We start from the raw sequence: 18,042 nt of genomic DNA, 5'->3' as shown, positions 1-18,042 counted from the left end.
CTCGAACCTCCCTGAGGGACTGGCCATCATGCCGACGCTAGGCCGAGGCCGTTTCCATACGGTGTCTCGATTGTTTCGCATGTGTTACGCAAGGTCACGTCCCCTGGGCCGTGTCGCAGCCCTCGCCGGAGCGCGGCCGATCCGCCAGGTCGTAGGGGTCGATGGGCGGGCCCGTCGCCGGGACGGTGCCGGGCGGGTCGTCGGCGTAGACGGGGTGGATGAAACCGTCGTGGGTGTCGCAACTGGCCGGGGTCGGGCTCATCGACCAGTTCACGAACAGGGCCGTCCTGCCGCCGGAGCGGTAGAGCTGCACCTCGCCGGAGAGGTGCGCGACCAGGCGCATGGTGGTGGACGGCGCGCCGGGGCGGCGTACCGCGTAGGCGACCAGGTAGTTCACGTCGATCTTGACGCCGTGCCGCCCGCCCTCGCGGAAGGTGTCCAGGCGGGCGGCGCCGTTGACCTTGATCACGTCGGTGGCCAGGTCGGCGCTGCGCGGGGCGAAGCTGGTGACCATGTAGCGGCTGTCGTAGGGCTTGCCGCCCAGCTCCTCGTAGAACCTCTCGCGCTGGCCGGGGTCGAGCAGCCGGGCGAAGGCCGTGGGACGGCCCCCCAGAAGCGTCTTGCGGTCGAGGAGGGCCGCCGCCAGCAGCGCGCGGGTACGCTCCAGGCCGCCCGCCACGTCCGCCTTCGACAGGCCGCCCAGCGCCTTCGCCTCGGGCATCACGAAACCCGCTGCGCCGTCGGCGTACTTCTCGGCGGGCGAGCCGGCGAAGGGGTCGGCCGCCGGCACGGGGTCGGCGAGGACCGGCACGCCCTCCAGGCCCGGGTTCGCGCCGAGCAGGTCGGGCCGGTACGTGATCATGATCCCGGCGGCGCCCACGAGCGCGCACAACATGATCAGGACGACCGACGACCGGCCGAGCCGGCGCGGCGCGCGGTCGGCGGGCGCGCGCCCCGGACGTGACCGGCGCGGCCCGCCCGGCTCGCCTGGCGCGCGTTGCCTGGTCGCGCCCTCCTTGGCCGCCTTGGCGGCGGCGGACCGCATCCTGCGGCGCTCGTCCTGTCCTATCTGCGCGACCACCTCGTTGAAGCGCGCGTCAAGGTCATCCCCGTGTGGCATGGCGACCATGATGGCGACGGCAGAGCGCGGTTGGGTCACGATGCCGACCGGCCCGGGGGCCGGATACCGTTGAAGGCATGAGCAGCAACGAGCCGCGGTGGACGCAGACCTGGCTGGGCGGCCTCCGCTCGGCCGGGATCGATCTCGGATACCCGGGGGAGCGCCTCGGGCTGCCCGAGGAGGGCAGCGGATCGGTCGCCGGATGGGGGCGCAGGATCGCCGCTCTGGTGATCGACTGGATGATCTGCACCTGGGTCGTCGTGCAACTGCTGCTCAGGATGAACCCGGCCGAGTCCCCATGGGCACCCGTCCTGGTCTTCGCGCTCCAATACCTGCTGCTCGTCGGCTTCATGGGCCAGACGTTCGGCCACCGCCTGGCCGGCATCCGCGTCGCCGCCATGGACGGCGGAGCCCCGCGCCTGCTGCCCGTTCTGGTGCGTACCGTGCTGCTGGGCCTGGCCCTGCCGGCGCTGATCTGGGACCGCGACCACCGCGGCGTGCACGACCGGGTGTCCAACACCGTGGTCGTCCGGATGTGACGAACCCCCGGGCCGGTTCGGGCCGGTGGTTCGGGCCGCTCATGGTGGCGGCGGTGTGCGTGCAGGCGGCCACGTTCGCGGCCCGGCCGATGGTGAGCTACCGGGCCATCGAGATCGGCGCGGGCAACCTCGGCATCGGGCTCATCACCGCCGGGTTCTCGTTGTTGCCGCTCTTCGCGGCCGTCTCCGTCGGCCGCTGGGTGGACGCCTCCGGCGAGCGCGGGGCCGCGCTGCTGGGCGCCGCGCTGATCACCGGCAGTGCCCTGGCGCTGGCCGTGGCCCACTCCCTGTGGGCGCTGGTGCTGCTCAACGCGCTGTTCGGGCTCGGGCACCTGCTGTCCGTCGTGGCCCAGCAGGCCGTCATCGCCAACCGGGTGGCCGCGGGTGGTCACGACCGCGCCTACGCGCGCTTCACGGTGTTCACCTCGCTCGGCCAGCTCGCCGGACCGGCCGCGGCGGCCCTGGTGGCAGGCGGCACGCTCGCCTCTCGGGGGGAGGCGGCCGACGTCGGGCCCGCGCTGGTCGTGGCGGCCGGGTTCGGGCTGGTGGCGGGGCTGGCGAGCCTGCCGTCCGCGGGCGGGGGCGCCGTACGGGAGCGGGCCGCGGGCCGGCGTTTCCCGCTGCGGGGCACGCTCGGCCAGGAGGGCATGTGGCAGGCCCTGGTCACCAGCCTGGCCACCGTCTCCACGATCGACCTGGTGCTGGCGTACCTGCCGGCCTGGGGGGAGAGCCGCGGCGCCGGGGTGGTCGCGGTCGGCGCGCTGCTCGCGCTGCGGGCCGCCACCACGATGGCGAGCAGGCTCGCCATGGAACGCCTGGTCCTCCGGTACGGCCGCCGCGCCGTCCTCGTGACCAGCACCGTCGTCGCCGCGGTCACCGTCGCCGCCCTGCCCCTGTGCGGGCCGGCCGCCGCCGTGCCCGTGGTGGCGCTGATGGGGTTCGCGCTGGGGCTGGGCCAGCCGCTGACGTTGTCGTGGGTGGCCGGCCGGGCCAGGGCGGGGGAGCGCGGCACGGCGCTCGCGCTGCGCCTGACCGGCAACCGGCTGGGCCAGGTGCTGGTCCCGGCCCTGGCCGGGGTGGTGGCCGGCGCGACCGGCGTGCTCGGGGTCTTCTCGCTCAGCGCCGCCATGCTCGCCGCCACCGCCGGGCTCGCCGCCCGCGCGCCGATGAGCACCGCGGAATGAAAAACCCGTACCGGGTTTGAAAACATACTCGGTACGGTTATTGTGGGTCGCATGATGGCGGGGCTCAGGGAGCGCAAGAAGGAGCAGACCCGGCGGCGCATCGCGGAGACGGCGATGCGGCTGTTCGCCGAGCGCGGCTACGACGCGGTGACGGTCAACGAGATCGCCGAGGCGGCCGGGGTCGCGAAGGTCACGTTGTTCGCGTACTTCCCCAGCAAGGAGTGCCTGGCCCTCGACGGCGTCAAGGACGACACGGCCGCGATCGTGGTGGGGCGCGGGGAAGGGCGCTCGCCGCTCGGCGCGCTGCGCGAGCACTACCGGTCGATGGCCGGCGCGCGGGAGGTGGACGTCGAGGAGCTGCTGACCAGGGTCCGGGTGATCGCGGCCAACCCGGCGCTGCTGGCCGCCGTCCACCAGACCCACGCGGGGGCGCGCCACGAGCTGGCCGCCGCGCTGGCCGAGGCGGCGGGCGTGCCCGCCGGGGACGTGACGGCCCAGCTCATGGCCGGCCAGATCACCGCCGCGATCACCACGCTCCAGGAGTCGTTCTTCCAGCGGCTCGCCGCCGGGGTCCCGCTGGAGGAGGCGGGACTGCTCCTGGCCAGGGACGTCGAAACAGCCTTCGACCTCCTCGAATACGGCTTCTCATCCATAAAAAAGGAAAAATCGTGAAAAAAGGGATCAATTACGATATCGGTTTCCTGAACGGCCCCCAGCTCACCCGGCCGGTGTTCGACCCCGACGTCGTCGCCCGCGAGATGCGGGTGATCGCCGACGACCTCCACTGCACGGCCGTCCGCGTCTCCGGCGGCGACCCCGGACGGCTGACCGTCGCGGCCGAACGGGCGGCGGCGGCCGGGCTGGAGGTGTGGTTCGCGCCCTTCCCCGTGGACGCCACCCCCGAGGAGGCCCTCGCCCTCTACGCCGACTGCGCCGATCGCGCCGAGGCCCTGCGCCGGACCGGCGCGGAGGTCGTGCTCGTCATCGGCTGCGAGTCCAGCGCCTTCTGCCACGGTTTCATCCCCGGCGCCACCTATGGCGAGCGCCTGGAGGCCATGATGACGGCCGACCTGGCGTGGTGGCAGTCGCTGGCCGAGATCGTGCCGCGCTTCAACGCCTTCCTGGCCGAGGCAGCCGCGGTGGTCAGGCCCAGGTTCGGCGGCCGGCTCACGTACGCGTCGGGCCCGTGGGAGCTGATCGACTGGACGCCCTTCGACATCGTGGGCGTCGACGCCTACCGGGCCGCCTACAACGCCGGCGGCTTCGCCGAGGAGCTGCGCGCCCACTTCGCCCACGGCAAGCCGGTCGCCGCCACCGAGTTCGGCACGTGCGCCTACAAGGGCGCGGGGGAGCGGGGCGGGTCGGCGTACGTCGTGCCCGAGGGGGCCGTGCCCGACGAGGGCGAGCAGGTCCGCTACCTGGACGAACTGCTCGACGTCTTCGAGGCCGAGGGCCTGGACGCGGCGTTCTGGTTCACCTTCGCCGGATACAACCGGCGCGGCGCGGCCGACCTCGGCTCCTACGGCGTGGTCAGGATGCTCGACGAGACCCGCTGGGAGCCCAAGGAGGTCTTCGCCGCGCTGGCGGCTAGGTATTCGCGCAGGTGAAGATGGCCGTGCCGGGGATGTGCCGGCCGCGCAGCGGGCTCCAGCCGCCCCACGCCCGCTCGTGCCCCTGCGGCCACTCCGGCTCCAGCAGGCCGGTCAGGGTCAGCCCGGAGGCGGCCAGCAGGCCGATCCAGTCGCCCATCGTGCGGTGGTGCTCGACGTAGGCGGGGGTGCCGTCGTCGTCGTGCTCGACGTACGGCGAACGGTCGAAGTAGGACCGGTCGGAGGTGAGCCCCCGCGGGCCCGGGTCGTCGGGGAAGGCCCACCGGATCGGATGGCTCACCGAGAACACGAACCGGCCGCCGGGCCTGAGCACCCTGCGCACCTCGCGGAAGACCGCCAGCGGATCGGCCACGAACGGCAGCGCCCCGTACGCCGAGCACGCCAGGTCGAAGGCCCCGCTCGCGTACGGCAGCGACTCGGCGTCGGCCTGCGCCACGGGGACGTGCAGGCCGGTGTCGAGGTCGATGCGCCGGGAGTGGCGCAGCTGCCGGTGGGAGATGTCGAACGCGGCCACCCGCGCGCCCTGCGTGACCAGCCACCGCGCGCACTGCGCCGCGCCGCAGCCGATCTCCAGCACGCGCCGGTCGCGCACCTCGCCCAGGAGGTGCGCGTCGGCCTCGTCGACGCCCTCGGGACACCAGACGAACCCGGTGTCCCGCAGGAACTCGCCGTGCTCGACCTGGTAGTCGTCGGCGTTGCCGTCCCACCAGTGGCGGTTGGCCCGCGAGGAGACCGACAGCACTAGCGCATCTTCGGGCCGCGCGGCATGCGGGCGCCCTTGGGCATCGGGCCCTTGGGCATCGGCAGGTTCTTCGGCAGCGAGCGCAGCCGGTCCTTGACCTCGTTGACCGAGGGCTTCTTCAGGTTGCGCGGCAGCTTCATGATGTGCCGCTGGAGCTTGCTGATCGGGACCTGGCCCTCGCCGTCGCCGCACTGGATGTCGTAGATCTCGACGCCCAGCACCACGCGCGCGACCCGCTTCTTCTCGGCCGCGAGCATCTTGGCCACCCGGTTGCCGGGCCCCTCGGAGACCAGCACGACCCCCGGGAAGCCGACGACGAGGTGGATCAGGTCCTGGTCACGGTTGACGGCGATGGCCGGGGTGACCTGCCAGTTGCCCCGCATGCCCTGCAACACCGCGGCGGCGGCGCCGGTCTGGCCGTGCAGGATCGAGTACTGGGCCTTCTGGGCGAGCTGGCCGAAGACGACCAGCCCGACGGTGAGCGCGGCCAGGACGCCGATGAACACCGAATACCACAGGTAGTCCGTGACCAGGCCGATCACGACGACCACAGCCAGCGTGCCCACCGCCGAGAGGAAGACGATCGGCATCCCCTTGGGATTGGCCTGCTTGATGATCTGCGCGATCATGCGGAGCTGCTTGATGCGCCCCGGCTTCTCTGGATCCTCGGACTTTGCCATGCTCAGAAGGATACAAACCAACTGGTGCACTATGGAAAATGCGCCTGGCCTTTTCGCTAGATCTTCACCGTGATCGACAGCCTCGGGTCCGCGACGTGGTGCGATGCCCGCAGCGTGTACTCGCCCTCGACCGTACGCCAGCCGTCCTCCCACACCTGGAAGGCGCGTTCGGGCAGGAAGACGGTCGTGATCACGGTCTGCCCCGGCTCGGCCTCGACCACGTCGAACCCGGCCAGCCAGCGCTCGCCGCCCCGGCAGGCGTAGATCTGCACGACCTCGCGGCCGAAGCGGTCGCCGGTGTTGGTCAGCGCCACGGTCACGGTGTCGCCCTCGGCGGCGATCGAGTCGTAGCTCCAGGTCGTGTAGCCGAGCCCGTGGCCGAACCAGAACGCCGGAGCCCGCCCCGAACGCTCCCAGGCCCGGTAACCGATGTGCACGCCCTCGTCGTAGGCCACCACGCCGTCCACGGGCGTCACGTTCACGACGGGCGCGTCCTGGAGGGTCGTGGGCCAGGTGGTGGGCAGGCGGCCGCCGGGTTCGGCACGGCCGGACAGCACGTCGGCCAGCGCCGTCCCGGCCTCCTGCCCGGGGAACCAGGTCAGCAGCACGGCCGCGACCTCCTCCGCCCACGGCATCTCGACCGGCGAGCCCGCGTTGACGACGACCACCGTGCGCGGGTTGGCCGCGGCCACGGCGCGGATCAGCTCGTCCTGGCGGCCGGGCAGCCGGAGGTTCGCGCGGTCGAAGCCCTCGCTCTCCACCTCCGGCGTGGTCGAGGCCACGACCACGGCCACGTCGCTGTCCGCCGCCACCCGTACGGCCTCGGCGATCAGCTCGTCCGGCCCCGGCATCGGGTCGGCGTGCCCCAGCGTGTACGCCACGAACGCCATGCCGCCGAAGGCCCCCGCCGGATGCGTCACGCTCAGCTCGTACGGCTCGCCCGCGGCCATCTCCACCGCGAACCGCCGCTCCGGCGGCGACAGGAACGCGGCCGCCGGGTCGCCGCCCTCCAGCTCGATCGCCTGGTCGAAGACGGTCTCGCCGTTCACCGTGACCGTGAACGGCCCCACCCCGGCCACCGACAGCTCGTGCCGGCCCCCCTTGCCCGGCGTGTACGACGCCCGCAGCCGTACGGCCTTGAGGCGTTCGCCGTCCACGTCCGGCGGGAGCTGCCCGACCCACCGGGCCTCGGCCGCCGCCAGCGGGTGCTCGGCCAGCAGGCCGCCGTCCTCGTCGAGGAACTGCGCCACGGCCGGGCAGGCCAGCGGGGACAGGCGGACCCGCGGGTCGGTGCCGAGGGCGTGGCGCACCTCGACGCCCTCCAGCCCGCGCAGCCCGTCCAGCGGGGAGACCACCCGGTCGGGGAAGACCTGGGCGCTGCCGCCGCCCATGACCCGGGCCTCGCCGGCGGCCGAGCCGATGAGCGCCAGCGTGCGCACGTCCCGCAGGGGCAGCACGCCGTCGTTGGCGAGCAGCGTGAACCCGCGCACGGCCACCTCGCGGGCCAGCGCGACGCCGTCGATCACGCCGGGCTCGGGCCGGTCGCCGCCGCCGAGCGCGCCCGTGCGCCGGGCGAGCCGCAGGATGCGCCGGACCCGGTCGTCGATCACCGACTCGGGCACCCGCCCCTCCCGTACGGCGGCCTCCAGCTTGTCCCCCCACGGTCCGAACGGGCCGGGCATGGCCACGTCGGTGCCGCCCATGGCGGCGGCCTCGGTGCTGCGTACGGCCGTCCAGTCGGACACGACGAACCCGTCGAACCCCCACTCGCCCTTCAGCACGTCGTTGACCAGGGCGGAGTGCTCGGTCATGGTGGTGCCGTTCACCGAGTTGTAGGCCGTCATCAGGCCCCAGGCGCCGGCCCGTACCACCCGTTCGAAGGGCCGCAGGTAGACCTCGCGCAGCGCCTTCTCACCGACCTCGACGTCGACGGTGAAGCGGTCGGTCTCGAAGTCGTTGGCCACGAAGTGCTTGGGCGTGGTGGCCACGCCGCCCTCCTGCACGCCTTCCACGTACGCCGCGCCGATCTCGCCCGTCAGGTACGGGTCCTCCGAGAAGCACTCGAAGTGCCGGCCGCCGAGCGGGGAGCGGTGCAGGTTGATCGTGGGCGCGAGCAGCACGTGCACACCCTTGCGCCGGGCCTCCTGGGCCAGCAGCGCCCCGGCCCGCCGGACGAGGTCCACGTCCCAGGTCGCGGCGAGCGCGGTCGGGCTGGGCAGCGCGATCGACGGGTCGGCGGAGGTCCACTGCTCGCCGCGTACGCCGATCGGGCCGTCGCTCATCACGAGCCGGTCGAGGCCGATCTCGGGGACCGGCGGGAGGGACCACATGTCGGCCCCGGTGAGCAGGCGGATCTTGGTGGCGAGGTCGAGCCGGTTGATCAGTTCGTCGAGTTCCACGGCAACAGTGTTCATCAGAAAACCGAGTACTCGATAGGTTTGTGACCTTTACGTTGCACAAAACCTGTCAGCGGGCGAAGAACTCCAGCAACTCGGGCACCAGCGCCTCCGCCGTCACGGCGTGGGCCTGCTCCTCCAGCACCCGGTGCCGCGCCCCCGGCACGGCCGCCGCGACCGCCAGGGCCGCCGCCGCCATCCACCCCGGGCTGCGCTCCCCGCTGAGCACGAGCACCGGCCGCGTGATCGCGGCCAGCCGCGCGCCCGGCAGCCGGTTGCCCGGCCCGAGCACGGCCGCCTCGTAGGCCAGCGTGCGGGCCACGCCCTTGAGGTACGACCAGGACGGGTCCGCCCGCATCGCCGCCACGGCCTCGACCGGCACCTGCGCCGCCGCCACCATGAACCGCTCGACCGCCTCCTCCCACTCGCCCGCGTCGACCAGCGCCGCGAGCCGCTCGGCGAAGTCGTCCGGCAGCGGGGGAGCGCTGTCGTCCACGTGGTATGGCGGCTCCCACACCGCCAGCCGGGTGATGCCGAGACCGCTCGCGGCGGCCTCCAGCGCCAGCGCCGCCCCGGACGAGCCGCCGAACACCATGGCCGTACCGCCCGCCGCGCCGATCACCGCCGCCAGGTCCTCGACCTCCCGCTCGACCGCGTACGGGAGGGTGTCGCCGCTGCCGCCCCGGCCCCGGCGGTCGTAGTTGACCACCGTGAACCAGGGCGACAGGGCGGCGGCCACGCCCGCCAGCGTCGGGTGCGCCCGGTCGCCGAACGCGCCGTTGACCAGCACGACCGCCGGCCCGGCCCCGCAGGAGTCGAAGGCCAGCACGGTGCCGTCCGCCGAGGTGACCGCACCGCTCACCGGGCCGCTGATCGGGCCGCTCACGCGGGCTGGACCAGGCAGAGCGCCTCCCAGTGGTGGCCGTCGAGGTCGGCGAAGCCGCGCTGGTAGCGGAACCCGCCCTCCTGCGGCGTGCCGGCCGGGGTGGCGCCCAGCGCGAGCGCCTTGTCGACCAGCTCGTCCACCTGGGCCGGGTTCTCCATGCCGAGCACCAGGATCGCCTCGGTGCTGGTGGTGGCGTCGGAGATCTCCTTGCTCACGTACGTGGCGAACGTGGGCTCGGTGAGCAGCATCACCTGCGTCTGCTCGCTGATGATCACCGACGCCATGCCCTCGGCCATGCCGAACATCGTGAAGCCGAGCTCGGTGAAGAACTTCTGCGACCGGTCGAGGTCCTTGATCGGGAGGTTGACGAAGAGCTGCATGTCCTGGTCCTTCGCTTCAGAGGGGATGTGCGACACCCTCAGTCTGCTGCGGGCCGCTCCGCGCGTCTTGGATCACAGCGCCAGGGGAGTTGACGATCAGCGCACGGGATGGGCGCGGCGGAACTCGGCGGGCGGCAACCCGTACGCGCGCTTGAACAGCCTGCTGAAGTGGGCCGCGTCGGGCAGCCCCCACCGGGCACCCACCTCGCTCACCGTCAGGTGGCGGGCGGCGAGCAGGTCGGCGCGGCAGCGCTCAAGACGACGGTGCCTGATCCAGGCGGCCACCGTCGTGTTCTCGGACTCGAACAGCCGGTGCAGGTAACGCACCGAGACGTGATGGGCGGCGGCCACCATGGCGGGATCGAGGTCGCCCCACCCCAGCCGCTGGTCGATGAAGGCGCGTACGCGCAGCAGCAGCGTACGGCGGCGGGCGTCCTCCGGCACCGCCTCACCCTGCTCGGCGCGCTCGGCCAGGGCCGTGGTGACCAGGTCCATCACCACCGTCGCCAGCCGGGCCGCGCTGGCCGGGGTGTACTCGTCGTGGTCCGTGGCGACCCGGCGCAACAGCGGCACGGCCAGGGCCCCGGCGCCGGAACGCGCCGAGACGGGCACCGCGGTCAGCCGGGCGACGTCGTGGTGGGGCAGGGGCAGCAGCTCGTGCGGGAAGCTGAACACCGCCAGCCGCACGGCCGCGTCGTAGGCCACCTCGTAGGGCCGGGTGAAGTCGTAGATCGCGAACTCGCCCTTGGCCAGGCGGATCTCACGGCCGTCCTGGCGCAGTACCGGCTCGCCCGAGACGGCCAGCACGGCCCGGTAGAGCTCGGGGTTGTCGCGGTGGATCAGCCGCGCCGTACGGTGGACGCTGTGCGGCGTGGTGGTGGCGACCCGGCCCACGCCCACCGGGCCGAGCTGCCCGAGCTCGATCTCGCCCCGCAGTGGCGCGTCGAGGTCGATGCGCAGGTCGAGCGGGCCGAGCGTGTCGCAGACGATGCCGCGCCAGGCGTCGTGCCGGCTGCGGGCGGGCAGGTCGCTCGTGCGGATCACGGTCGCCATCGCCCTTCGCCCCTCCCTCGGCCGCTGCGGCCATGGTAGGGACGCGAGAAGCCCCGGGCAATCCAGGCCCGGGGCTCTTGCTCACGTGGGGGTCAGGCGCTCTGGCGGGCCTCGATGGCCTGCTGGTAGAGCCTGCCCGCGCGGTAGGACGAGCGCACCAGCGGGCCGGACAGCACCCCGGCGAACCCGATCGCCTCGGCCTCGGCCTGCAGCTCGACGAACTCCTCCGGCTTGACCCAGCGCTCCACCGGGTGGTGGCGCGGCGTCGGCCGCAGGTATTGGGTGATCGTCAGCAGGTCGGTGCCCGCGGCGTGGAGGTCGCGCATCGCCTCGACGATCTCCTCGCGCGTCTCGCCCATGCCCAGGATCAGGTTGGACTTGGTGACCAGACCGGCCTCGCGGGCCGTCGTGATCACACCGAGCGAGCGTTCGTAGCGGAAGGCCGGGCGGATGCGCTTGAAGATGCGCGGCACGGTCTCCACGTTGTGGGCGAACACCTCGGGCTTGCTGGAGAAGACCTCCTCCAGCTGCTCGCGGTTGCCGTTGAAGTCGGGCACCAGCAGCTCGACGCCGCAGCCCGGCAGCAGGGAGTGGATCTGCCGCGCGGTCTCGGCGTAGAGCCAGGCGCCGCCGTCGGGCAGGTCGTCGCGGGCCACGCCGGTCACGGTCGCGTAGCGCAGGCCCATCTGCTGGACGGACTCGGCGACCCGGCGCGGCTCGTCACGGTCGTATTCCTTGGGCTTGCCCGTGTCGATCTGGCAGAAGTCGCACCGGCGGGTGCACTGGTCGCCGCCGATGAGGAAGGTCGCCTCGCGGTCCTCCCAGCACTCGTAGATGTTGGGACAGCCCGCCTCTTCACAGACCGTGTGCAGGCCCTCCCGGCGCACGAGCGATTTCAGCTCGGTGTATTCGGGGCCCGTCTTCAGCTTGGTCTTGATCCACGGGGGCTTGCGCTCGATAGGGGTTTCGGCGTTACGCACCTCCAGGCGGAGGAGCTTTCGGCCTTCAGGAGCAACGGTCACCCGTCCAGCTTACGTCCGCCCGCGAGCCGGACCGTTCGAGGGTCAGGTGATGAGGCCGAACCCGCGGATCGCCCGGGTGTAGTGGCGCAGCAGCTCCTCGTCGATCAGCGCGGACGCGGCCGTGCCCAGCAGCTCGGAGTGGGGCGCGGAGGTGAGCACGCCGTCGTTGGTGAGCCGGTGGCGGGCCAGCGCGCCCTGCCGGATCGCCGTGACGCTCTCGCCGCGCAGCGCCGCCGCCTGGATGGGCGCCAGGTAGCCGCCGGCGGCCACGTCCCGCAGCTCGGCCAGCTCGGCCTCGGACACGACCCGCCGCGCGATCGCCTCCCGCCGCTCCTCGGTACGGGGACGCCCGGCGCGGGCCAGCCCGGTCAGCGCGTACTCGGCGAGCAGCACGGGCCCGCCCAGCACCCGGCCGATCAACCGGCCGAAGGCCCCCATCACCTCGTACGTCGTGCCCGGCTGGTCGATCGCGCCCAGGGACGACCTGGCGATCGTGGTCTGGGCCTCCTCCCTGATCTTCAGCGGCACGTTCGACCCGAGCAGCGCGTCGTGCCAGGAGGCCAGCGTGAACAGGGCGCCGTCCACGACCAGTTCCTCGCCGGCCGGCTTCCGGGCGTACGCGGCGGCCAGCAGCGCCACCCGCTCCCGCGGCGGCAGGGCCAGCCACAGCGGCAGCCCGATGACCAGCACCGGGGTGCGCAGCACGCCCACATGGTCGTAGACCGTCTCGGTGGCCAGGTCCCTGAGCGCGACCTTGCGCGGCCTCTTGACGCCGGCCCGGTCGGCCACGCGGTCGGCCAGGGCGTACAGCTCACCGGCGGCGGCGCGGTCGAGCACCTCGGCGTCGGCGGGCAGGCGGGCCAGTCGCGGCCGCAGCGCCCAGCCCACGGCCAGGCTCACGCCGCCGAGCAGCCACCCGAGCAGGGAGTCGAGATGCGCCAGCACGGCCCAGGCCCCGAGCACGAGGAAGGCCAGCGTGAGCAGGTGAACCAGCAGCGCGAGAACAAGAGCGGCTAAACGCTTCACACTCCCGATGGTAGGCCGGAAAGATCCAGATTTGACCGCTGTCCGATGCCGATTCGGTCACCTGCGCAGCAGGTCCTCCTCATGCAGGTCGTACGGCTCCATGCCCAGCGCCTCGGCCAGCCGCTTCTCGGCGATCGGCACGACCTCCTCGACCACGATCCGGCGGCCGGTCTCCGCCGACAACGAGGAGACCCCCGCGTCGGTCAGGCCGCACGGCGCGATCCGGTTGAACCACCTGGGGTCGTTGGCGCAGTTGAGGGCGAAGCCGTGCATCGTCACGCCGCGCGCGACGCGGATGCCGACCGCGCCGAGCTGCCGGTCGGGCAGCCCCAGGCTGACGTCGCCCGCCGCCCACACCCCCGGACGCCCCGGCACCCGCCGGCCGGTGACGCCGAAGTCGGCGCACACCTGGATCATCGTCTCCTCCAGCGCGCAGATGTACCGGGTCACGTCGGCCACGCCGACGATCGGGTACGCGACGAGCTGGCCGGGGCCGTGCCAGGAGACCCGGCCGCCCCGGTCGACGTCGACGACGGGCGTGCCGTCGGCGGGGCGGTCGGCGGGCAGGGTGCGCCTGCCCGCGGTGTAGACGGGCGCGTGCTCAAGGATCAGGACCGCGTCGCCCAGCTCGCCGGCGATCCGCTTGGCGTGCATCCAGCGCTGCAGCGACCAGGCCTGCTCGTAGGGGACGTCGACACCGAGGCGGACGACGGCGAGCGCGTGGGGATCGTCCCCATGGGTGGGGCGCATGAGCCTATTGTGCCGTTCCCTCACCCAGTCAGGGTAATCAGGGGGTCAACAGGCGTGGCTCGATCCTGAACTCCTTGACGCCCGTGGCACCGTCGTACTCCAGCTTGTACGCGTAGGCGGCGGGGTCGACCGTGACCGCCTGGATGAACTCGGTGCCCACGTAGTGGAGGGCGACGCCCTCGTCGGCGGCGTAACCGCCGGGCAGCTCGCCCGAGGCCACCGACTCCTGCAACAGCGGGCGGCGCTGCGGCTCGGCGTTGTAGTGGACCCCGCACGAGTACGGCAGCAGGCCCAGCCCGTCGGCCCACGGCCGCAGCCCGGGGCCGAAGGAGTCGGTGTTGCCGCCCACGTGCCAGCACAGGGCGCCCGCGCTCTGCCCGGCCAGCACCACACCCGCCCGCCAGGCCTCCTCGAAGACGTCGTCGAGGCCGTGCAGCCGCCACAACGCCATCAGGTTGGCCACACTGCCGCCGCTGACGTAGATCATGTCCTGTTCCAGCGCCCACGACCGCGGATCCTCAACGTTGGGCATGGGGAACACGGTCAAATGGCTCAACTCGACGTCCCAGCCGGAGAACGCGCCGTACATCTTCAGCAGCCAGTCGGAGGAGTCGCCGAGGGCCGTGGCCACCAGACCGAGCTTGGGGCGGTCCTGGCCGGTCAGGTCGAGGCCGTACCGCAGCAGGCCGCTCGCCTCGATGAAGTTGTGGCGCTCGCTCTGGCGGAACGACCCGCCCCCGATCGCCAGAATGTGTGACTGTCCTGACCTGCTCATGTCGGATCTCCTGCGTGCTGAAGGACGAACGGCACCCTACAGTACGGCCCTCAGCGCCTCGTCGAGACGCGTATGCGTGAAGCCGTAACCGCTGTCAAGCAGCTTCCGCGGAATCATCCGATGGCTCGGCAGCAGCCCCGCGCGGGCGAATTCCCCCACGCCCATGGACAGGGCGAACGCCGGAACCGGCATGGGCACAGTGCCTTTACGCAGGCATTTACCGAGAGTTCGGGTGAATTCCTCATTGGTGACCGGAGAAGGCGAGCCGAGATTCACCGGCCCTGAGATTTCCTGATTTTTCAGGATATGTAGGGCGGCGGCTACCCAATCGTCCTGGGAGATCCACGACCAGTACTGCCGTCCAGTCCCCAAAGGCGCGCCGAGCCCGATGCGGAAGATCGGCAACATGCGGCCGAGCGCCCCGCCGTGCCGGCTCAGCACCATCGCCGTACGCAGCCGCGCGACCCGGATCCCGGCCTCCCCGGCCCGCTCGGCCTCCCGCTCCCAGCGCTCGCACAACTCGGCCAGGAAACCCCGGCCCCTGCCCTGGCCCTCGTCGATCTCCCGGCTGCCCGTGTCGCCGTAGAAGTCGACCCCGGAGGCCGACAGCAGCACCGCGGGCGGGGCGTCGAGGGCGCGCAGCGCGTCGACGAGCAGCCGGGTGCCCTCCACCCGGCTGCGCACCAGCTCGGTCTTGTAGGCGGCGGTCCAGCGCCGGTCGCCGACCGAGGCCCCGGCCAGGTGGACCACGCCTTCGGCCCCTTCGAGCGCGGCCCGGTCTATCGCCCCCGCCGCCGGGTCCCAGAACGCCTCTCCCGGCCCCTCGGGCTGCCGCCGGACCAGACGGACGACCTCGCGCCCCTCGTCCAGCAGCGCCCCGACCAGCGCCGTACCGAGCAGGCCGGAGGCCCCGGTCACGATGATCGCCATGGCCTCACAGTACGCCAAAGGCCGGGCGGCCCCCGGAAGGAGCCGCCCGGCCTTTGTCCGCGATGACTACGCGAGCCCGAGCTGGGCCTCGAAGCGGCCCTCCTCCAGGCGACGCTTGATCGTCGTCAGGAAGCGGGCGGCGTCGGCGCCGTCGACCAGGCGGTGGTCGTAGGTCAGCGCCAGGTAGACCATCGACCGCACCGCGATGACCTCGCCCTCGGGCGTGTCGAGCACGACGGGCCGCTTGACGACCGCGCCGGTGCCGAGCATGCCCACCTGCGGCTGGTTGAGGATCGGCGTGTCGAACAGCGCGCCACGGCTGCCGGTGTTGGTCAGCGTGAACGTGCCGCCGGTGATCTCGTCGGGCGTCACCTGGTTGTTACGGGTGCGCTCGGCCAGATCGGTGACCTTGCGGGCGATGCCGGCGAGGTTGAGGTCGCCGGCGTTCTTGACGACCGCCGCGAGCAGGCCGCGCTCGGTGTCGACCGCGATGCCCAGGTTCTCCACGTCGAAGTACGTGACCTCGTTGGTCTCGTTGTTGATCGTGGCGTTGAGCTTCGGGTGCTGCTTGAGCGCCTCGACGGTGGCCATCGCGAAGAACGGGGTGAAGGTCAGCTTCACGCCCTCGCGGCGGAAGAAGTCGTCCTTGGCCCGCGCCCGGAGCTGGGCGATCTTCGTGACGTCGACCTCGACGACCGACGTGAGCTGCGCCGCGGTCTGCAGCGACTCGACCATGCGCTTGGCGATGGTCTGACGCAGCCGCGTCATCTTCTCCGTACGGCCGCGCAGCGTGGTGTCGACCTCGACCGGCTCGGGAGCGGCGGCGACCGGCGCCTGGGCGGCGGCCGGAGCCGGCGCGGCGGCGGGCTGGGCGACGGGCGCGGCGGCGACCGGCGCGGCCTGCTCGCGCTGGGACTTGGCGGCCTCCAGCACGTCCTGCTTGCGGATGCGGCCGCCGACGCCGGTGCCGTTGATCGAGTCGAGGTCGACGCCGTGCTCGTTGGCGAGCTTGCGCACCAGCGGCGTCACGTAGGGGCTGTCGCCCGAGGACGGCAGCGGCGTGGGCTCGGCGGCCGGCGTGGTCGCGACCGGCGACGGCTGCGGGGCCGGAGCGGCCTGCTGGGGCGCGGGCTGCGGCGGCGCGGCCTGGGCCGGGGCCGGCTGCGGGATGGAGGAGACCGGGGGCGCCGGAGCCGGGGCGGGCTCGGGCTGCGGCTCGGGCTCCGGAGCGGCCTGCGGGGCCGGGGCGGCGGCGCCCGGCTGGGCGTTCTCGTCGATGATGGCGAGCTCGGCACCGACCTCGACCGTCTCGTCCTCAGCCACGACGATCTTGGTGAGGACACCCGCGGAAGGCGACGGGATCTCGGTGTCGACCTTGTCGGTCGAGACCTCGAGGAGCGGCTCGTCGGCCTCGACGCGCTCGCCCTCCTTCTTCAGCCAACGGGTTACCGTGCCCTCGGTCACGCTCTCGCCGAGCTGGGGCATCTGTACGGAGACCGGCATCGTTATTCTTCTCTCGCGTTCTGATCTCGAGGGCTGGACTAGTTGTGTACGTGCAACGGCTTGCCGGCCAGGGCCAGCATCGCCTCACCGACTGCCTCGGACTGGGTCGGATGTGCGTGGATGAGCTGGGCGACCTCTGCGGGCAGCGCCTCCCAGTTGTAGATCAGCTGGCCCTCAGTGACGAGCTCGCCGATGCGCCGGCCCACCATGTGGACACCGACGACCGGGCCGTCCTTCTGGGCGATCACCTTCACCGCCCCGGAGGTGCCGAGGATCTGACTCTTGGGGTTGCCCGCGAGGTCGTAGACCTGCTCGACGATCTCGATGCCGCGCTCGGCCGCCTGCGCCGACGTGATGCCGACCGAGGCGACCTCGGGGTCGGAGTAGGTGATGCGGGGCACGCCGGCGTAGTCGATCGGCGGCGGGTTGAGGCCGGCGATGTGCTCGGCCACCAGGATGCCCTCGGCGAACCCGGCGTGCGCGAGTTGCAGCGTGGGGATCAGGTCGCCGATGGCGTAGACGCCCGGGACCGAGGTGCGGCAGTGGTCGTCGACCACGACCGCGCCGCGCTCGACGGCCACGCCCTGCTCCTCGAAGCCCATGCCGGACGACACCGCGCCCCGGCCGACCGCGACGAGCAGGATCTCGGCGTCGAGGGTCTTGCCGTTGGCCAGCGTGACGACGACACCGGTCTCGGTGGTCTTGGCCGAGTCGAAGAAGACGCCCAGCTCGTACTTGATGCCGCGGCGGCGGAAGGCCCGCTCCAGAAGCTTGGAGCTGGACTCCTCCTCGGTCGGCAGCAGATGCGGCAGCGCCTCGACGATGGTGACCTCGGCGCCGAAGGAGCGGTAGACGCTGGCCAGCTCGACGCCGATCACCCCGCCGCCCAGGACGATCACCGACGACGGCACGCGGTCCATCCGCAGCGTGTGCTCGCTGGTGATGACCCGCTCGCCGTCGATCTCCAGACCGGGCAGCGTGCGCGGGGCCGAGCCGGTGGCCAGCACGAGGTTGGCGCCCTCGTAGACCTCCTGGCCCACCTGCACGCTGCGCGGGCCCACCAGCCGGCCCTCGCCCTCGACGATCGTCACGCCCGCGCCCTTGAGCAGGCCCTGGACGCCCTTCCATGCCCGCGTGACGATCTTGTCCTTGAACGCGTGCACGCCCTGGACGTCGATGCCCTCGAAGCTCGCCTTGACGCCGAAGGACGCGCTCTCGCGGGTCTCGTCGGCGACCTCCGCCGAGTGCAGCAGGGCCTTCGTGGGGATGCATCCCCTGTGGAGGCAGGTGCCGCCGATCTTGTCCTTCTCGATCAGGACGACCGACTTGCCCAGCTCGGCCGCCCGGAGAGCACAGGCGTAACCGCCGCTGCCGCCACCTAGGACGACGATGTCATAGGCCACAGGAAAGCTCCTTGTCGGGGTGTTCGTGATGCCGTCATCTTTT

18 protein-coding genes are annotated in these 18,042 nt (G+C 72.4%); 4 read left to right on the top strand and 14 right to left on the bottom strand.

Annotation, left to right across the window (positions count from 1 at the left end; genetic code table 11):
- Nucleotides 1-94: 94 nt before the first annotated feature.
- A complete protein-coding gene (locus IEZ27_RS16980) occupies nt 95-1,120 on the bottom strand; it encodes a hypothetical protein (RefSeq protein ID WP_189648079.1) in 1,026 nt (341 codons plus the stop codon).
- A 77-nt stretch (nt 1,121-1,197) separates the two neighbouring features.
- Here IEZ27_RS16980 and IEZ27_RS16975 point away from each other — a divergent pair, with 77 nt between their 5' ends.
- From IEZ27_RS16975 to IEZ27_RS16960, 4 genes are read left to right on the top strand one after another with little or no spacing between them, the layout of a single operon-like run.
- Entirely contained in the window at nt 1,198-1,659 is a 462-nt protein-coding gene (locus IEZ27_RS16975; protein WP_125630854.1) for an RDD family protein, read from the top strand.
- Entirely contained in the window at nt 1,656-2,843 is a 1,188-nt protein-coding gene (locus tag IEZ27_RS16970; RefSeq protein WP_189648078.1) for an MFS transporter, read from the top strand. Before IEZ27_RS16975 ends, IEZ27_RS16970 begins: the two co-directional genes overlap by 4 nt.
- Nucleotides 2,844-2,894: 51 nt before the next feature.
- Complete coding sequence (locus IEZ27_RS16965; RefSeq protein WP_229824056.1) at nt 2,895-3,515, top strand: TetR/AcrR family transcriptional regulator; 621 nt, start codon at nt 2,895-2,897, stop codon at nt 3,513-3,515.
- Entirely contained in the window at nt 3,512-4,450 is a 939-nt protein-coding gene (locus tag IEZ27_RS16960; RefSeq protein WP_229824055.1) for a hypothetical protein, read from the top strand. Before IEZ27_RS16965 ends, IEZ27_RS16960 begins: the two co-directional genes overlap by 4 nt.
- Here IEZ27_RS16960 and IEZ27_RS16955 read toward each other — a convergent pair.
- The 13 genes from IEZ27_RS16955 to lpdA all read right to left on the bottom strand — a co-directional run bounded on the left by IEZ27_RS16955 (nt 4,431) and on the right by lpdA (nt 17,999).
- On the bottom strand, nt 4,431-5,195 hold the full coding sequence (locus IEZ27_RS16955) for a class I SAM-dependent methyltransferase (RefSeq protein WP_189648077.1): 765 nt from the start codon (nt 5,193-5,195) through the stop codon (nt 4,431-4,433). The two genes, IEZ27_RS16960 and IEZ27_RS16955, sit on opposite strands and share 20 nt — an antisense overlap.
- Nucleotides 5,195-5,875, bottom strand: a complete 681-nt coding sequence (locus IEZ27_RS16950) for a DUF4191 domain-containing protein (protein WP_125630848.1) — start codon at nt 5,873-5,875, stop codon at nt 5,195-5,197. Before IEZ27_RS16950 ends, IEZ27_RS16955 begins: the two co-directional genes overlap by 1 nt.
- A 56-nt stretch (nt 5,876-5,931) precedes the next feature.
- Nucleotides 5,932-8,289: a glycoside hydrolase family 3 protein gene (locus IEZ27_RS16945; RefSeq protein WP_189648076.1), complete on the bottom strand. Its 2,358-nt coding sequence runs from the start codon at nt 8,287-8,289 to the stop codon at nt 5,932-5,934.
- Nucleotides 8,290-8,341: 52 nt separating this feature from the next.
- Nucleotides 8,342-9,157 carry an alpha/beta fold hydrolase gene (locus tag IEZ27_RS16940; RefSeq protein WP_229824053.1) on the bottom strand — a complete coding sequence of 272 codons (816 nt, stop codon included), beginning with the start codon at nt 9,155-9,157 and terminating at the stop codon, nt 8,342-8,344.
- Nucleotides 9,154-9,537: a VOC family protein gene (locus IEZ27_RS16935; RefSeq protein WP_189648075.1), complete on the bottom strand. Its 384-nt coding sequence runs from the start codon at nt 9,535-9,537 to the stop codon at nt 9,154-9,156. The genes IEZ27_RS16940 and IEZ27_RS16935 overlap by 4 nt, the downstream gene beginning before the upstream one ends.
- A 96-nt stretch (nt 9,538-9,633) precedes the next feature.
- The gene (locus IEZ27_RS16930; RefSeq protein WP_189648074.1) at nt 9,634-10,590 is read right to left on the bottom strand and encodes an AraC-like ligand-binding domain-containing protein; all 957 of its coding nucleotides are present in this window, start codon (nt 10,588-10,590) and stop codon (nt 9,634-9,636) included.
- 92 nt (nt 10,591-10,682) lie between these two features.
- Nucleotides 10,683-11,612: a lipoyl synthase gene (gene lipA, locus IEZ27_RS16925; RefSeq protein WP_125630838.1), complete on the bottom strand. Its 930-nt coding sequence runs from the start codon at nt 11,610-11,612 to the stop codon at nt 10,683-10,685.
- Nucleotides 11,613-11,654: 42 nt separating this feature from the next.
- Nucleotides 11,655-12,638 (bottom strand): M48 family metallopeptidase, encoded by a 984-nt coding sequence (locus IEZ27_RS16920; protein ID WP_189648073.1) that lies wholly within the window; start codon nt 12,636-12,638, stop codon nt 11,655-11,657.
- A gap of 57 nt (nt 12,639-12,695) precedes the next feature.
- Complete coding sequence (gene lipB, locus IEZ27_RS16915) at nt 12,696-13,388, bottom strand: lipoyl(octanoyl) transferase LipB (protein WP_125630834.1); 693 nt, start codon at nt 13,386-13,388, stop codon at nt 12,696-12,698.
- Nucleotides 13,389-13,425: 37 nt separating this feature from the next.
- Nucleotides 13,426-14,163, bottom strand: a complete 738-nt coding sequence (locus tag IEZ27_RS16910) for a Type 1 glutamine amidotransferase-like domain-containing protein (protein WP_189648072.1) — start codon at nt 14,161-14,163, stop codon at nt 13,426-13,428.
- A gap of 36 nt (nt 14,164-14,199) precedes the next feature.
- Entirely contained in the window at nt 14,200-15,093 is an 894-nt protein-coding gene (locus IEZ27_RS16905; protein ID WP_189648071.1) for a TIGR01777 family oxidoreductase, read from the bottom strand.
- A gap of 66 nt (nt 15,094-15,159) precedes the next feature.
- On the bottom strand, nt 15,160-16,596 hold the full coding sequence (gene sucB / locus IEZ27_RS16900) for a 2-oxoglutarate dehydrogenase, E2 component, dihydrolipoamide succinyltransferase (RefSeq protein ID WP_189648070.1): 1,437 nt from the start codon (nt 16,594-16,596) through the stop codon (nt 15,160-15,162).
- 38 nt (nt 16,597-16,634) lie between these two features.
- Complete coding sequence (gene lpdA / locus IEZ27_RS16895) at nt 16,635-17,999, bottom strand: dihydrolipoyl dehydrogenase (protein ID WP_189648069.1); 1,365 nt, start codon at nt 17,997-17,999, stop codon at nt 16,635-16,637.
- Nucleotides 18,000-18,042 lie beyond the last annotated feature (43 nt).

It is taken from the genome of Nonomuraea spiralis (assembly GCF_014648435.1).
GTDB classification, from domain to species: domain Bacteria; phylum Actinomycetota; class Actinomycetes; order Streptosporangiales; family Streptosporangiaceae; genus Nonomuraea; species Nonomuraea spiralis.
The sequence above is the reverse complement of the archived record's forward strand: the minus strand, read 5'-3'. Positions and strand labels throughout refer to the sequence as shown.

Coding starts and splice junctions, on each gene's coding strand:
- IEZ27_RS16945 (WP_189648076.1), bottom strand. CDS start 8,289: ATGAACACTGTTGCCGTGGAACTCGACGAACTGATCAACCGGCTCGAC.
- lipB (WP_125630834.1), bottom strand. CDS start 13,388: ATGCGCCCCACCCATGGGGACGATCCCCACGCGCTCGCCGTCGTCCGC.
- IEZ27_RS16980 (WP_189648079.1), bottom strand. CDS start 1,120: ATGCCACACGGGGATGACCTTGACGCGCGCTTCAACGAGGTGGTCGCG.
- IEZ27_RS16950 (WP_125630848.1), bottom strand. CDS start 5,875: ATGGCAAAGTCCGAGGATCCAGAGAAGCCGGGGCGCATCAAGCAGCTC.
- IEZ27_RS16905 (WP_189648071.1), bottom strand. CDS start 15,093: ATGGCGATCATCGTGACCGGGGCCTCCGGCCTGCTCGGTACGGCGCTG.
- IEZ27_RS16935 (WP_189648075.1), bottom strand. CDS start 9,537: ATGCAGCTCTTCGTCAACCTCCCGATCAAGGACCTCGACCGGTCGCAG.
- IEZ27_RS16965 (WP_229824056.1), top strand. CDS start 2,895: ATGATGGCGGGGCTCAGGGAGCGCAAGAAGGAGCAGACCCGGCGGCGC.
- IEZ27_RS16975 (WP_125630854.1), top strand. CDS start 1,198: ATGAGCAGCAACGAGCCGCGGTGGACGCAGACCTGGCTGGGCGGCCTC.
- IEZ27_RS16930 (WP_189648074.1), bottom strand. CDS start 10,590: ATGGCGACCGTGATCCGCACGAGCGACCTGCCCGCCCGCAGCCGGCAC.
- sucB (WP_189648070.1), bottom strand. CDS start 16,596: ATGCCGGTCTCCGTACAGATGCCCCAGCTCGGCGAGAGCGTGACCGAG.
- IEZ27_RS16910 (WP_189648072.1), bottom strand. CDS start 14,163: ATGAGCAGGTCAGGACAGTCACACATTCTGGCGATCGGGGGCGGGTCG.